This window comes from Nostoc foliaceum FACHB-393 (assembly GCF_014698505.1).
Taxonomy (GTDB): domain Bacteria; phylum Cyanobacteriota; class Cyanobacteriia; order Cyanobacteriales; family Nostocaceae; genus Nostoc; species Nostoc foliaceum_A.
Window position 1 is genome coordinate 64,128 of the sequence record NZ_JACJTD010000011.1, and the last position, 13,938, is coordinate 78,065.

Consider the following 13,938-nt stretch of genomic DNA (forward strand, 5'->3'; position numbering starts at 1 on the left):
CAAATAAAAAACCCCTGCACCAGTAGTGTAGGGGTTTTTATTTATCTACCACTAACTCTATTTTGCCTTTAAGCGATCGTCCGCGCCAATAGTACCGGACAAGTGGCATTGACTCGAACATAATCAGACAAGGAAGATCCGATGAGTCTGTCTATATCGACAAAACTCTTAGCGATCGATGGACGGCGATCAGGAGAACCGAGCAATAATAAGTCTACATTCAACTCCTCTGCCAACCGACAAATTTCTTCACCAGGTTTGCCACTGCTAATATAAGAACGAGATTGGATGCCCTGTTTTTCAGCTTCTGCAACTGCGGCTGCTAAAACTGGATTTTTGTCTGAACTAACTTCAGTTATTTCCGATTTTTTCCCGCCTAAGTCTGTAGTAACATTTGCCAAAATTAACTGGCTTCCCTGAATATCTCGCAGTAAAAACAGTGCCAATTTCAAGCAGTTTTTTGCAGAATCAGAGTTGTCTATTGCCACCATAATGCGCTTAATTCTTTTTACATAAATGTCATCTTTTACCAGCAACATGGGGCGAGAAGATAGCTGAAAAACATACTGGCTGACTGAGTTCGATAAAATCGATTGCAGCCGCTTAAGTCCGCGTGAACCCATAATAATCAAGTCAGCGTCGATTTCATCAGCTACTTGGCAAACTACATCTTTGGGGTCGCCTTCGCGCAAAATTGAAGAAACCTGGCTAGGGTCTAAGTTCAAAGTTTGGATGGCATTCGCCAGAATTTTACCACCATTTTCCCATTTAGTTGTCATGGTAGCAGCAGTACTCTGTGCCTGAACAACATGCAAAATTGTAACTTTTGCAGATTCAATTGAAGGGATTTCTCTCAGGGTTTTGAGCATTTCTTCTGCGTGTCCCAATCCCGATACAGCCAGCAAAATTCTTCTTATCATATTACGTAATTTTTGTTAAGTTTACTTTTGTTTTCGCTGTTAGTACTTGGCTCTGGTAAAATTTTTACCGCCTTGCTCGACAATCTAGTTAGTAAGTTGGCACAAACAAACTTTGTTTTTTAGTATTTAACACTCAAACAAATGAATAAGTAAACAAATGTTTAGATTTATTTGCACCTAGTTACTTAAACTCTCAACTAGACTTCAATTATTAAGCATACTCTCAACTTAGCCTGAAGAACTTAATAAATTATGATGTTAGTTATTATTTTTAATCTATGTTAATTTTTTTTAATTATAAATTAGTTAAGTATTGCAAAGAAATGCCAAAATAACTCTTCAGAAAAATTTATTCACTGTAAGCCTTGACAGGCGATCGCTCAGGCTTGAATAGTCTACGACTAATTCTAAATTTTCTCTATTATCCGCCTTTTTTAAAGTCTTTTGCAGTTTTGGGAACTCAGATAGGATTGCCATATTCCAACAGCAGAAAAATGTAGGATAACAACATCCGAATTCAGATGTTCTAATAGTAAAAATCATATTTAATACTATATTGAAACCCCTGAGATAGAATCTGTGGGGGTTTGTTTGATTACTGATGATGAAATTCGCTTAACTTAGATGCGCCCCTGGTTGTCCGTTTTGGACTACAAACGAAGCTAGGGTTTTCACAGAGGCATTCAAGTCTCATACCAATTCACAAAAATCCTGATACATATAGATTTCTCGTAGGGGCATGGCATTGCCATGCCCTGACCAGCGTATTTGTATCATTATTAAAGTGAAATAGTATCAGTTGTCGGATTGGGGCATGGGAAGAATTTGGTGGGATATTTAGACTCCACAGAACTGCCACTACAGGCACTTTTGGCAAACCCTTTTTTAATTACGAATTACGTTAGCGCAGCGGTAGCGACGTAGGAGCGTCATTACGAATTACGAATTATTTAAAATCTGCCATTCCCCTGAACAATGTGCTTGACGGTGGTCAAAGTTTCCAGGCTGATAAATCCCCGACGATGACCTTTTTGGTTAGACATGCCAAGAAATACTGAATCTCCCCGCGAGGGGTTGCGGGAAAAACGCGGGGAAGTGTTGATGTAGGTAGAAGCACTGTTAACTCCTAAGGCAAACTGCCGACTTTCCTGATAGGATTCAGTAACGATAGAGTCAGCATGACCACTGCTGTGTTCATTAATCCAGGCGATCGCACCCTCTAAGCTATCCACCAGTTTAAAAGCCACTGTCCTAGTTAAATAAGGGTTTCCCCATTCGCCTTCCTTCACCAGCTGCAACTGGGGAAAGGCTTCTACTAGTTCTGCATCCCCTTTAATTTCAAAGCCTTTTTCCATCAAGCTGTTCCACAGAACTGCTAAAGATGATGGCAATGCTTGGCGGTGAATGAGTACTTTTTCAATGGCATTAACTTGGTCTGGTTCGCTCTGATGGCTATTAAAAATCATCCAGCGCACCATTTCTAGGCTGCTATTGAGCGACCAGTAGAGATAACAGTTACCCATTGCTGACTTTAATACTGGGCAAGTTGAATGTCGTACTACCTGCTGTACTAAGCTAGAACGTCCGTAGGGAATCACTAGATTCACATACTGGTCTTGGGTGACTAAATCCCGAATCGAAGCACCATGTTCTGCTGTGATCAGTTCTAGACAGCCTGGAGCTAGACCAACTTCTGCGATCGCACTTTGCAGGATCTCAGCGATGACCGCGTTAGAATGACTAGCTTCAGTACTGCCTTTGAGAATAATACTATTGCCAGTTTTGATACAAAAACCCGCTGCGATCGCCCCTAAATCCGGGAACGCCTCATAAATAAATCCAATCACTCCCAAAGGCATTAACTGGGTATAACTTTGGGAATCTTCCAGTTGATAATCAGCGGTTCTGACGCGCCGCAGCGGATCTGATAATTCCCCTAACCGTTGTAAAATGTCCACGGTCATCTCTAGCCTTGTGGGAGTCAGCTTCAGCCAGTCCAATATCAACTCTGGCACTGCCATTTCTCGACTGGCTTCTAAATCCAAGGTATTGGCTTCTAGAATGTCGTCAAATGAGCGCTCAAGGGCTTGTGCCATTGCCAGTACTGCACGACTTCGGTCTGCTCCCTTTGTGATCCCCAATTTTAGGGAAGCATGATAGGCTCGTTGGGCACTAGTAATCGGTTCGGGGTGGTCATCCAAAACTTCAACAGTCATTGAGTTAACGTCTGTAGGTAAGCCAGACCATTAGCGCTGGCAGAATAGCCAATAGCACCGCCACCATTGCCCAAGCAATAATGCTGGAACCATTTGCCAATCGCAGCGCTAATGGCAGCCATATAATCACTAGCACGAAAATAATGCCAAGTGCTATAGGCAGATAGCTTTCTCCCAAGCGGGGATGGACAACATGCCAACTATTTCCCATCCAACGCCAAGCCCGCTTGTAGGGATAGGTGGTAGAAAGCTGTTCTAGGACATGACCATTATCTTCTACTACAAAGATTTGCTGACAGCGATCGCAACCAAATGCTTCTGTCAGCGTAATCGGAATTAACTGACCCCGGCGACGACAGGGACAGGGGTATTCGGTATTAAAGTCTATTTTTTCGGGTTTTTGAGATTGCACAAGCGTTCTAATAACTTGAGCGTGTTTTACACGAACAACGAGAATATGATCCCTTAGTAAATGCCTGATAAGGCTTATCTCTTTATAAAGATGGACAAGCGATGCAAACATCGCCATGATTGCAAACACTAGATACAACCGACTCTAAATATCCTAATTGGCATATCAGTACGAGGTTATCTGTTTGTAATCTTTGCTCGTAGCTGGCAATCTTATTTAAGAATTTCCTTCTCTTCATTTGTCGCCTTAAAGGTAATGTGGTTGCGTTTTTGGGCATTTATTGTGCTGACACACCTGGTACAATTTTAAGCCTACGGGGCGACCACTCCTAAAACAAATCGTTTGGGAAGGCTACGCTCATAAACAACAGACACTAACAAACCCGCTAATTTTCCTTTGGGTCACTGTATATTACTATCCAGTCAAAAGAGGCAGGGGAGCAGGGGGCAGTGGGCAAGGGGGAAAACTGAGACGGAAGCGACTACTCCGCCCCAGCAAGAGCGCCCTTTATGGCGGGGCTTCATACCCATGTTCCGCCTCGCTCCACGGCTCTGGGACAGGGCTTGCTCCCCCAGCTAAGAGCAAAGCGCCCCTCCGCTTCTTCGGTGGTCAAGGTTAGATCGGGATTACGTCTAATCTCTATTCCTTGCATTTCACAAGCGTTTCAAGAGCGGGAATTACCAAAATATCCAGAGTGTGTGACTCTTTCTCCAAATAGATTGTGGCTAACTTCACTGCTACAAGACGCTTTGCACCTGACTACACTACTATTTAACTAGCCACTTTTAGTCCAGTGTAATACACCCTACACAAAACGAATTGATTACACCTATACAGATTGTAGCCAAGCTAATGTATATCTACACCAGTCTAAAGCTGGGTTTTATATTTCTTAGCATGTGGGTAACGTGATTTGAGTGGGCGATATTCAAATTGAGACAGTAGACGATTTGTTTGCTCAATCTGTCCACATAGGGAGCGATTCACAAGAGTGTAGTGTGAATCGTCGAACACTTCAACGCACCCTAAAAATACTAAACCCCTTGGAGTGATCAAGTCCAAGAGGTTTTAGTCGGAAGCGGGTAACGCGATTCGAACGCGCGACATTCACCTTGGCAAGGTGACGCTCTACCACTGAGCTATACCCGCAATCAATTGCCATATATCAATATTGCAGATTCATCCCTGATTGTCAACCCCTTAATTTAGTTATTGGTCATTAGTCATTAGTCATTGGTCATTAGTGAATAACAAAGGACAAATGACTAATGACGCTCTAGCCTAGTTCTTCTGACTCCGCAGTTAAATTACCTATGCTGGCACTTTGAAAAGAGGCTGGCAAAGACTGGCTATTACGAGAATATGGCTCTGCAAGGTTAGAACGCAGTTGCCGCATCAGGCTTGCCATTTCTAGGGCATTCAGGGCATAATCCCAGCCATGATTACCTTTTATGCCTGCCCGTTCTAAGGCTTGCTGCATAGTGTCTACTGTCAAAATACCAAAAATTACTGGTACTCCTGTTTGAAAGCTAGCGGCAGCAATGCCTTTAGAAACTTCAGCGGATACATAATCAAAATGGGGTGTTTGTCCTCGAATGACTGCACCTAGACAAATTACAGCATCATAACGATGGGAAAGTGCTAGTTGGCGAGCTACTAAAGGTACCTCAAAACTTCCCGGAACCCAAACATAGTCCACCTGATCACCTTGGGGGTTAGGATCTACACCGTGGCGTTTCAAGCAATCTTGACATCCCTCTAGCAGCTTTCCGGTAACTAGGTCATTGAATCGACCAATCACTACTGCAAACCGTAAAGGCTCCGTTTGGGTAAAAGTTCCCTCGAAAACTGCCATGACTGCCTCTTAATCAACTATACTTCTGGCCAATATACATTTCTTATTAAAATGTAGAGGAGCAGGAAAGCACGGTCAGAAAAAAGAAAATCGGAAAAAATTTCTCCTTTTTTCCTTTGGTTTTTGACCTTGGCTTTTCTGCCCCTCTAGTTCTTATATTATGTGCCTGCGCCAGAGCGAAGCCGTCGCTTACACGACAAAAAAGTTTAACAAACCAACTAAAAACACCAAAGCAATCCAAGCGGCGGAACCAACCCAGAGCAGTTTTTTAGATTCAACCCAATTTTGGGGAGTGGCGTAAGCAACGGGGACGCCAACAACCAGGACAAAAGACAATAGGACTAGACCTATCAAGGCAAATTGGAATATTATGGTCATTTTTGCTTCTCCCAATACAGCGAAATACTAAGGATAGAATATCCTAAAGGGCGACACTGACACTTTCTTATTATTTTTAAGCTAGCAGAAATTGCAACATTTTAGTCATTTGTCCTTTGTCTAAGTACCAATGGCTAATGACTCGTAACTATGGATTTAATTCTTTGCCACACAACAGCAGATTTTGACGCACTAGGAGCAGCGGTAGGGTTAACGCGCCTACTACCGGGAAGTAAGATTGTGCTGACTGGCGGTTCTCACCCTCCTGTACGGGATTTTTTAGCATTGCATCGGGATGAATATCCGCTGATTGAACGCCGTTCGGTGAATCCAGAAAAAATTCGTTCTCTGACTGTGGTGGATACGCAACGGCGCGATCGCTTGGGTAAAGCTGCTGAGTGGTTAGATTTACCCTATGTAAGAGAGATTATAGTTTATGACCATCACTTAGGACAAGAATCAGATATTCCTGCCACGGAATCATATATTTCTTCCGTAGGAGCCACGACAACTTTAATCGTGGAGCAATTGCAACAGCAGGAAATTTCCTTGACTCCTGCCGAAGCAACTGTCATGGCTTTGGGTATCCACGTTGACACTGGCTCTTTGACTTTTGACCAGTCCACACCACGGGATGCCCTAGCTTTAGCTTGGTTGATGCAACAAGGTGCTAGTTTAACAGTAATTTCCACATACCGTGACCCCGGATTATCTCCGCAATTGCAGCAGCTATTAACTGAGGCACTGGAAAATTTAGAATATCTCTGTCTACATGGATATACGGTTGCTTGGGTAACTCTGAAAACAGATGGTTTTGTACCGGGGCTATCGAGTCTGGCTTCGGAACTTGTGGAGTTAACCGAAATTGATGCCCTACTGTTGGCTAATGAGTATCCTTTAGGTGAAGAAGATTCACGGTTAACTGTAATTGGGCGATCGCAAATTCCCAAAACGAATCTTAACCTATTATTCCAACTTCTAGGTGGCGGAGGTCATTCACAAGCCGCATCGCTCAACTTAAGGGGAGTTGATTCACAGGCAATATTAAAACAACTACTTGACGGGGTAAAAGCACAAATTCCCCATCCCCTTACCGCTAGGGACTTGATGTCATCTCCTGTTCGCACAATTCTGCCTGAAACTACTATTAGTGAAGCCCAGCGCATTTTGTTGCGCTATGGACACTCTGGTTTATCTGTAGTCGATGCTCAAGGGCAATTAGTAGGTATTATTTCGCGGCGGGATATTGATATAGCCTTGCACCACGGATTTAGTCATGCGCCAGTCAAAGGCTATATGACCACGAATCTCAAAACGATTGCGCCAGATACGACACTGCCACAAATTGAAGCGCTGATGGTGACATACGATATCGGACGCTTACCAGTATTGGAGAATGAGCAGTTAGTTGGTCTGGTCACTCGCACTGATGTCTTGCGGGAATTACATCAGGAAAGGGATGAAGACGGAGGAAGAGAGCAAAAATTCAAAATTCAAAATGACGCTCACGGACTCCCTCTAAGCGTTGGCGCAGCCTCTCGTAGAGAAGCCATGCCAAAGGCTTATGCTGCGCTAACAAAATTCAAAATTCCTCTCAGCACTGAGTTGCAAAATCGCCTTGCTCCGCAACTGTGGCAATTGCTCACCATAGCATCGCAAGAGGCAGAAAAGCGGGGTTGGCATCTTTATCTTGTCGGGGGTGCAGTGCGGGATTTGCTATTAGCTAAAGCAGCATCGGGCACTTTGATGATTAAAGATATTGACCTTGTGGTTGATGGCTTTCACAAATCAGCAGATGTTGGTGCTGGTGTAGAACTAGCAAAGGCACTCCAGCAACTTTATCCTGTTGCCCGCTTAGAAATCCACGGAGCTTTTCAAACTGCTGCTTTGTTGTGGCATAAAGACCCAGAATTAGATTCTTTATGGGTAGATATTGCCACCGCTAGAACAGAATTTTATCCCTACCCGGCGGCGAATCCAGAAGTTGAGGCTAGTTCTATTCGTCAAGACTTGTATCGGCGAGATTTTACCATCAACGCCCTCGCCTTGCGCCTCACTACTCCCCGTGCTGGTGAATTACTCGATTTTTTTGGCGGATTACTAGATTTACAAGCCAAGCAAATTCGGGTTTTACACCCCAACAGCTTTATCGAAGATCCCACCCGGATTTATCGTGGCGTGCGCTTTGCCGTGCGCTTTGGATTTCAAATTGAACCGCAAACTGAAGAGTTTATCCGCTATGCCATCAACAGTGGCGTTTACGATCGCACTGCTCAAGAGAATAGCAAAACTCCAGCCCTGCAAACTCGACTAAAAACAGAATTAAAACACATTCTAGAAGCCCCTTACTGGAAATCGGCTTTGCAGTTACTCGATAATTTAGGGGCATTGCAATGTATCCATCCTACCCTCAAGCTAGACGCAGAACTCCTGCGAAAACTACGTTTGCTAGAACGCTGCTTGCGGCGATTTGATGCTGAACAAACTCTCATCGATTGGGAAATGCGTTTAGAAGCGTTAATCGCCCATCTAGCACCACAATATCGAGCGAAAGTAGCAAAAAATCTGCAACTGCAAGAGGATAGCATTAAACGCTTGCAAAACTTTGCTTCTGCCCAAACTGAGGTGATGGAATCTTTGCCTAAGTGTCAAAGCCCCAGTCAAGTAGTGCAGTTGTTGCGACAGTACGACTTACCAATGCTGATTTTAATTGCTTTGCAAAGTCCGCGAGAGATTAGACATCAAATTTGGAAATATTTAACTTTTTGGACTAATGTGCAGCCACTATTAAATGGCAATGATTTAAAGAAACTGGGTTACAAACCAGGGCCGCAGTATCGGCAAATATTAGATGATGTAGTTGCTGCTACCTTAGATGGAGTGATTAAAGATAGGACTGAAGCTGAAGAGTTTTTAGCACAACACTATCCTAAATGAATTAGTGAAGCGATCGCAGTAATCTAAATTATATCTGGATCGATATTCAACTCGCGCAGTTTTGCCGCCAAACGTTCTGCCTTTTGTTCTGCTTGTTCTACCTTTTGTTCTGCCTGTTCTGCCGTTTCTTCAGGTGTTGGTACTAGTTGACCATCTCGTGTAAAAAACCGCAATAAACCTTCATAAACTCCCAAGTATAACCCTAGCTGATGACTCCACAAATATCCTTGTTCACTTGCTTGTAAAGGTTGATATTCTCCATCTACTAAATGAAATCCCGCAAATTCTTGTGTGTAAGGGTCGAACCAAAAATAATCGGGTGTACGGAAAGTATCTTGATAAATTTCTTTTTTTAAACCTTTATCAGTATTAGCTGTTGAGTCAGACAGAATTTCTACAATTACATTGGGATATTTGCCATCTTCTTCCCAGACTACCCAACTTTTTCGGTTTTTGCGTTCAGTTCCCAACACTACAAAAAAGTCTGGTCCCCGAAAGAATTCTGATTTTCGTTGGTGCGGACTGTAGTAAACAGTCAAGTTTCCCGCCGCATAAAAATCATTTCTGTCTCGCCACAGCCATTCCAGACATTGCAAAAATAGGATTATTTGCCGTAGATGCAGTTCGCTTTCCAAGGGAGGCTCATCACTATATAAATCACCAGGGGGAAATATAACATCTTGACAGATGCCTTCTTGAGAATCTAATTCTTGAGCTATGGTCATAGAATGGATACGGCATCAAGTAGCTATGGATTTATTTTAGCAGTGTTGTAGTTAGCGATCGCTTAGTTATAGGTGCAGGATATCTGTATCAAGATTCCTCCTGTAACTCTTGCCTTTGTGTTCTCTGTGCCTCTGTGGTGAAAAATTTTTATTAACCACAGAGGCACAGAGGGCACAGAGAAGAAAAAAGCGATTACCTACGGTACGCTACGCGAACGCTACCCTTCCGAAATTCCTTCATGCTAGACTGTAGTCAATATCAAACCTCATCACAACTCCAACGAGATAGCACAAATGAAGTAGTACCAAACACCTGTTGCGCCAAAGCAACAAATGTCAACGAAGAATAAACGCAACTAGTTTGACAGGGTTACTTCACATAGTCATGTACTAAAAATATTGTCATCACTCGTATCTACATTGAACCGCTTGGCAAGTGTCTGCGGCTAAGTTTTTTGTGTCTAATCTACCCGTAATTGTTGTGAACACGCGGGTGTAAGTTTGCGAATTGAGGTTTGAGAAAAATGCAGAAAAAATCAATATTATTAGCTGATAATTTAGCCTACGAACTCAGCTTAGATAGAACTTTGTTTCAAAAAATCCAGGTGAGTATCGAAGCAGGCGATCGCATTGCTTTAGTCGGTCGCAACGGTGTAGGAAAATCAACCCTACTCAAGATAATTGCAGGTCAAATTAGCCCCAGTATTGGTTCTGTTTGGAGTAATGGTGTTGTCTATTATTTGCCACAAATCAGCACTATTAGGCAAGAAATAACAACAGATACAGTACTTAATTTTTTGATTTCCACTTCTGATGAATGGTGGAAAATCGAGGAAATATTGCAAACACAATTTGATACAAATCTTGATTTGTCTCTACCAGTTACTAACTTGAGTGGAGGAGAACTCACAAAACTATTTCTAGCGATCGGTTTAGCTCAAGAACCAAATTTGCTGTTACTGGATGAGCCAACTAACCACATGGATTTGCAAGCGTTAGAAAGTTTAAGGCAGTTTCTCCAAAATTTCACTGGCGCGTTTGTGATTGTCTCGCACAAACCTTTTTTCTTAGACCAAGTAACACAAGTTACCTGGGAACTTACCCCTGTTGGAATAAAGGTATATGGAGGCAATTTTTCTCAGTATCGAGAACAGAAAGAAATCGAGTTAGAAGCAGCATTGCGATCGCACGAAGCCGCCACAAAGGAACTCAAACGTACCCAAGCCACAGCTATGCAAGAACAGCAACGCGCAGCCCAATCTAGCCGTAACGGTCGCGCCAAGTTTCTTAATGGCAGTATTGATAGAATGGCAGCAGGGCTGATTAAAACTAAAGCTGAGGTTTCTACCGGAACTGCGAAAAAGAAACATGAAGCAGCAGTAGCAAAGGCGAATCAAAAGGTTGCAGAGACGAAGGCCAAAACTAACAAAGTAACGAGTATTCAGCTAGAAGAAAAAAATCAAAAGCGCAGAAATCTAATTAATATCCAGGGTGCAAATCTTAGGATATCAGAACGGCTATTGATTCAAAATATTCAACTGCATGTATCATCTGGCGATCGCATAGCCATTATCGGCGCAAACGGTTCTGGTAAATCGAGCCTGGTAAAGGCTATTCTGGGAATGGAAAACCAAACAGCAGTTTTGGACTCAGGTGAGGTTTTGCTAGCACCAACAATAAAAGCTGTATATCTTGATCAAACCTACGAATTGGTAAATCGCCGATACACACTTTTGGAAAATATGCAAGCTGTTAATCCTAATCTCAGTTATCAGCTTTTACGTCAACAACTGGGACATTTTCTCTTTAAATATGATGACGTTCACGAAAACGCCTCTGTACTGAGTGGAGGTGAATTGGCAAGGTTAGCGATCGCTATGATCAGTATCTCAGAAATCGATCTGCTGATTCTCGATGAGCCAACTAATAACCTGGATATTGAAACTGTTGAACAAATGGTAATAGGTATCAATGACTATCAAGGAGCGCTTTGGGTAATTTCCCACGATTTAGATTTCCTCAGCCGGATTAATATTACTCAAAGTTTCAAATTGAAAGAGCAAGCCTTGCAAATGACCACCTATTTACCCAGTAGACCAGAGCAATATTATCGAGATTTACTATAATGTCACGATAATATTTGATCCCAGGTCGGTGTAGCCCTCGTTTGTGTGCCCGTAAACTCAGCTAATTCTATTCGTTAGGGCTGAAGTCGCACATTGCGTCACGTAAATCTCTAACTCCTCAGCAGAAGCCGTAAAGCATACAGGCAAGTTATAATTCTCTTGCGGATCAACGTAACAAAAATTTATGAGTAACCCCCTTGTGCAAGCCTTTTTCGTAGGCAGAGCAGTAGCTGAAGTAGTTAATGAGCGTTTAGAGGTCGCTTTGACCGATGCTTTGAGTGATCTGGGCAAATTTGATGCAGAAGCTAGAGAGCAGTTGCGCCAGTTTACAGAAGAAGTCGTAGAGCGGGCAAATCGGGCAGCAGAAGCAGCTAATGCTGGTCAAGCTACTACAAGTAGTGGAAAAGCTAGTTCTGATTCAGGCGACTTGCAAGCAGATATTGATGAATTGCGAGCAGAAATTGCGCTGTTACGAACAGAATTGCAACATTACCGCAGAACTTCTGCATAAATTTAGTCATTAGTCATTGGTCATTGGTCATGAGTTATTAGACCAAAAATTATCCACAAATGACAAAGGACAAAAAACAAATGGCACTTTATCAAAAACAGTTTAGGAATCAGAGTGTCTTTTCTTCCAAGTGATTCGGTTGCAAACCAACGGTACACACAGCATATGGAACAAGGTTATTCAGATAAGGCATACCGTTGGAATCGGGAAAACTACTCTAGCAGACGGCGTTTTGTGGACATTTGGTCTTTTGTCTTGACCTTATTGTTCAAACTTTGGCTATACAACAAATCTTGGAGTTATCCGGGTGGCGTGACTGAGGCAAAGCAAGCTGCAAGACGCAAAACCCAAGCGGTCTGGATTCGTAATACCCTGCTGGATTTAGGGCCAACCTTTATCAAAGTTGGGCAACTGTTTTCTACCCGTGCTGATATATTTCCTATTGAATATGTAGAAGAATTAGCCAAGTTACAAGACAAAGTACCGGCATTTAGCTATGAGCAAGTAGAAGCGACCATTGAGAAAGAACTAGGCAAGAAAATTCCTGAGCTATTCCATAATTTTGAACCTATTCCCTTAGCTGCTGCTAGCTTGGGGCAAGTACACAAAGCTGTGCTGCATACTGGGGAATCGGTTGTTGTCAAGGTGCAACGTCCTGGACTAAAAAAATTATTTGAAATAGATTTACAGATTCTCAAGGGAATTACCCGCTATTTTCAAAACCATCCTAAATGGGGAAGGGGGCGAGATTGGTTGGGTATTTATGAAGAGTGTTGTCGCATTCTCTGGGAAGAAATTGATTATCTCAATGAAGGTCGTAACGCTGATACTTTTCGCCGGAACTTTCGCGGCTACGATTGGGTGAACGTCCCAAGAATATACTGGCGTTACGCCACGTCCCGAGTACTGACTTTAGAATATCTCCCTGGAATTAAAATTAGCCAATACGAAGCTTTAGAAGCAGCAGGTTTGGATCGAAAAGCGATCGCTCGTCAAGGCGCTCAAGCTTACTTACTACAGTTGCTCAATAGTGGCTTTTTCCACGCCGATCCTCACCCAGGCAATATTGCCATTAGTGCAAGTGGTGCTTTGATATTCTACGATTTCGGTATGATGGGGCGGATTAAGTCCAACGTCCGCGAAGGACTGATGCAAACACTGTTTGGCATTGCTCAAAAAGATGGCGATCGCGTTGTGCAGTCTCTGATCGATTTAGGCGCGATCGCCCCAACGGATGATATGGGCCCAGTGCGGCGCTCCGTCCAGTACATGCTGGATCATTTCATGGATAAGCCTTTTGAAAACCAATCCGTGGCAGCAATCAGTGACGACCTTTATGAAATAGCTTATAATCAGCCATTTAGATTTCCAGCAACCTTCACTTTTGTGATGCGAGCTTTTTCTACCCTAGAGGGGGTAGGCAAAGGTTTAGATCCAGAGTTTAACTTTATGGAAGTTGCCAAACCATATGCAATGCAGCTTATGACCGATATGAATGGTTCTGAGGGGAATAGCTTTATTAACGAATTAAGTCGTCAAGCAGCTCAGGTAAGTAGTACCGCGTTTGGTCTACCACGTAGGTTAGAGGATACCCTAGAAAAGCTAGAACGGGGAGACATGCGCCTGCGTGTTCGGTCTATCGAAACTGAACGCCTGTTGCGGCGGCAGAGCAGTATTCAGCTCTCAATAAGTTATGCTCTGTTAATCAGTGGTTTCACACTTTCAGCTACGATCTTAGTGGTTAGTAAGTCTGTATGGTGGGCACTAGTGCCTGGTTTAATTGCAGCAGTGCTTTCAGTGATCCTGATCAGACTACTTTTACGCCTTGACCGTTACGATCGTATGTATTAATTGTTGC

Annotated in this window: 10 protein-coding genes and 1 tRNA gene; 4 read left to right on the plus strand and 7 right to left on the minus strand. The window is 43.0% G+C overall.

The window, feature by feature from the left end:
• Window positions 1–68: 68 nt before the first annotated feature.
• From H6G92_RS11750 to psbZ, 6 genes are all read right to left on the minus strand, one after another.
• Window positions 69–920, minus strand: coding sequence for a universal stress protein (locus H6G92_RS11750; protein WP_190893871.1), 852 nt, complete (start codon window positions 918–920; stop codon window positions 69–71).
• A gap of 950 nt (window positions 921–1,870) precedes the next feature.
• The gene (locus H6G92_RS11755; protein ID WP_190893872.1) at window positions 1,871–3,136 is read right to left on the minus strand and encodes a glutamate-5-semialdehyde dehydrogenase; all 1,266 of its coding nucleotides are present in this window, start codon (window positions 3,134–3,136) and stop codon (window positions 1,871–1,873) included.
• Between the two features lie 4 nt (window positions 3,137–3,140).
• On the minus strand, window positions 3,141–3,548 hold the full coding sequence (locus tag H6G92_RS11760; protein WP_094348002.1) for a hypothetical protein: 408 nt from the start codon (window positions 3,546–3,548) through the stop codon (window positions 3,141–3,143).
• Between the two features lie 1,077 nt (window positions 3,549–4,625).
• A tRNA-Gly gene (locus tag H6G92_RS11765) sits at window positions 4,626–4,697 on the minus strand.
• A gap of 127 nt (window positions 4,698–4,824) precedes the next feature.
• Window positions 4,825–5,403, minus strand: a complete 579-nt coding sequence (ribH, locus tag H6G92_RS11770; protein ID WP_190893873.1) for a 6,7-dimethyl-8-ribityllumazine synthase — start codon at window positions 5,401–5,403, stop codon at window positions 4,825–4,827.
• Window positions 5,404–5,592: 189 nt separating this feature from the next.
• Window positions 5,593–5,781 carry a photosystem II reaction center protein PsbZ gene (gene psbZ, locus H6G92_RS11775; RefSeq protein WP_185585168.1) on the minus strand — a complete coding sequence of 63 codons (189 nt, stop codon included), beginning with the start codon at window positions 5,779–5,781 and terminating at the stop codon, window positions 5,593–5,595.
• A gap of 150 nt (window positions 5,782–5,931) precedes the next feature.
• Between psbZ and H6G92_RS11780 the strand changes: the two genes are divergently transcribed.
• Window positions 5,932–8,718: a CBS domain-containing protein gene (locus H6G92_RS11780; RefSeq protein ID WP_190893874.1), complete on the plus strand. Its 2,787-nt coding sequence runs from the start codon at window positions 5,932–5,934 to the stop codon at window positions 8,716–8,718.
• Window positions 8,719–8,741: 23 nt separating this feature from the next.
• On the opposite strand, the gene H6G92_RS11785 is transcribed toward H6G92_RS11780, so the two are convergent.
• Window positions 8,742–9,443 (minus strand): Uma2 family endonuclease, encoded by a 702-nt coding sequence (locus H6G92_RS11785; protein ID WP_190893875.1) that lies wholly within the window; start codon window positions 9,441–9,443, stop codon window positions 8,742–8,744.
• 524 nt (window positions 9,444–9,967) lie between these two features.
• Here H6G92_RS11785 and abc-f point away from each other — a divergent pair.
• The 3 genes from abc-f (at window position 9,968) to H6G92_RS11800 (ending at window position 13,931) form a co-directional block, all read left to right on the plus strand.
• A complete protein-coding gene (abc-f, locus tag H6G92_RS11790) occupies window positions 9,968–11,569 on the plus strand; it encodes a ribosomal protection-like ABC-F family protein (protein ID WP_190893876.1) in 1,602 nt (533 codons plus the stop codon).
• A 184-nt stretch (window positions 11,570–11,753) separates the two neighbouring features.
• Window positions 11,754–12,080, plus strand: a complete 327-nt coding sequence (locus H6G92_RS11795) for a DUF6825 family protein (RefSeq protein ID WP_190893877.1) — start codon at window positions 11,754–11,756, stop codon at window positions 12,078–12,080.
• Between the two features lie 165 nt (window positions 12,081–12,245).
• Window positions 12,246–13,931, plus strand: coding sequence for an ABC1 kinase family protein (locus H6G92_RS11800; RefSeq protein ID WP_190893943.1), 1,686 nt, complete (start codon window positions 12,246–12,248; stop codon window positions 13,929–13,931).
• The last annotated feature ends 7 nt before the right edge of the window (window positions 13,932–13,938 follow it).

Coding starts and splice junctions, on each gene's coding strand:
- H6G92_RS11750 (WP_190893871.1), bottom strand. CDS start 920: ATGATAAGAAGAATTTTGCTGGCTGTATCGGGATTGGGACACGCAGAA.
- H6G92_RS11755 (WP_190893872.1), bottom strand. CDS start 3,136: ATGACTGTTGAAGTTTTGGATGACCACCCCGAACCGATTACTAGTGCC.
- ribH (WP_190893873.1), bottom strand. CDS start 5,403: ATGGCAGTTTTCGAGGGAACTTTTACCCAAACGGAGCCTTTACGGTTT.
- psbZ (WP_185585168.1), bottom strand. CDS start 5,781: ATGACCATAATATTCCAATTTGCCTTGATAGGTCTAGTCCTATTGTCT.
- H6G92_RS11780 (WP_190893874.1), top strand. CDS start 5,932: ATGGATTTAATTCTTTGCCACACAACAGCAGATTTTGACGCACTAGGA.
- H6G92_RS11785 (WP_190893875.1), bottom strand. CDS start 9,443: ATGACCATAGCTCAAGAATTAGATTCTCAAGAAGGCATCTGTCAAGAT.
- abc-f (WP_190893876.1), top strand. CDS start 9,968: ATGCAGAAAAAATCAATATTATTAGCTGATAATTTAGCCTACGAACTC.
- H6G92_RS11795 (WP_190893877.1), top strand. CDS start 11,754: ATGAGTAACCCCCTTGTGCAAGCCTTTTTCGTAGGCAGAGCAGTAGCT.
- H6G92_RS11800 (WP_190893943.1), top strand. CDS start 12,246: ATGGAACAAGGTTATTCAGATAAGGCATACCGTTGGAATCGGGAAAAC.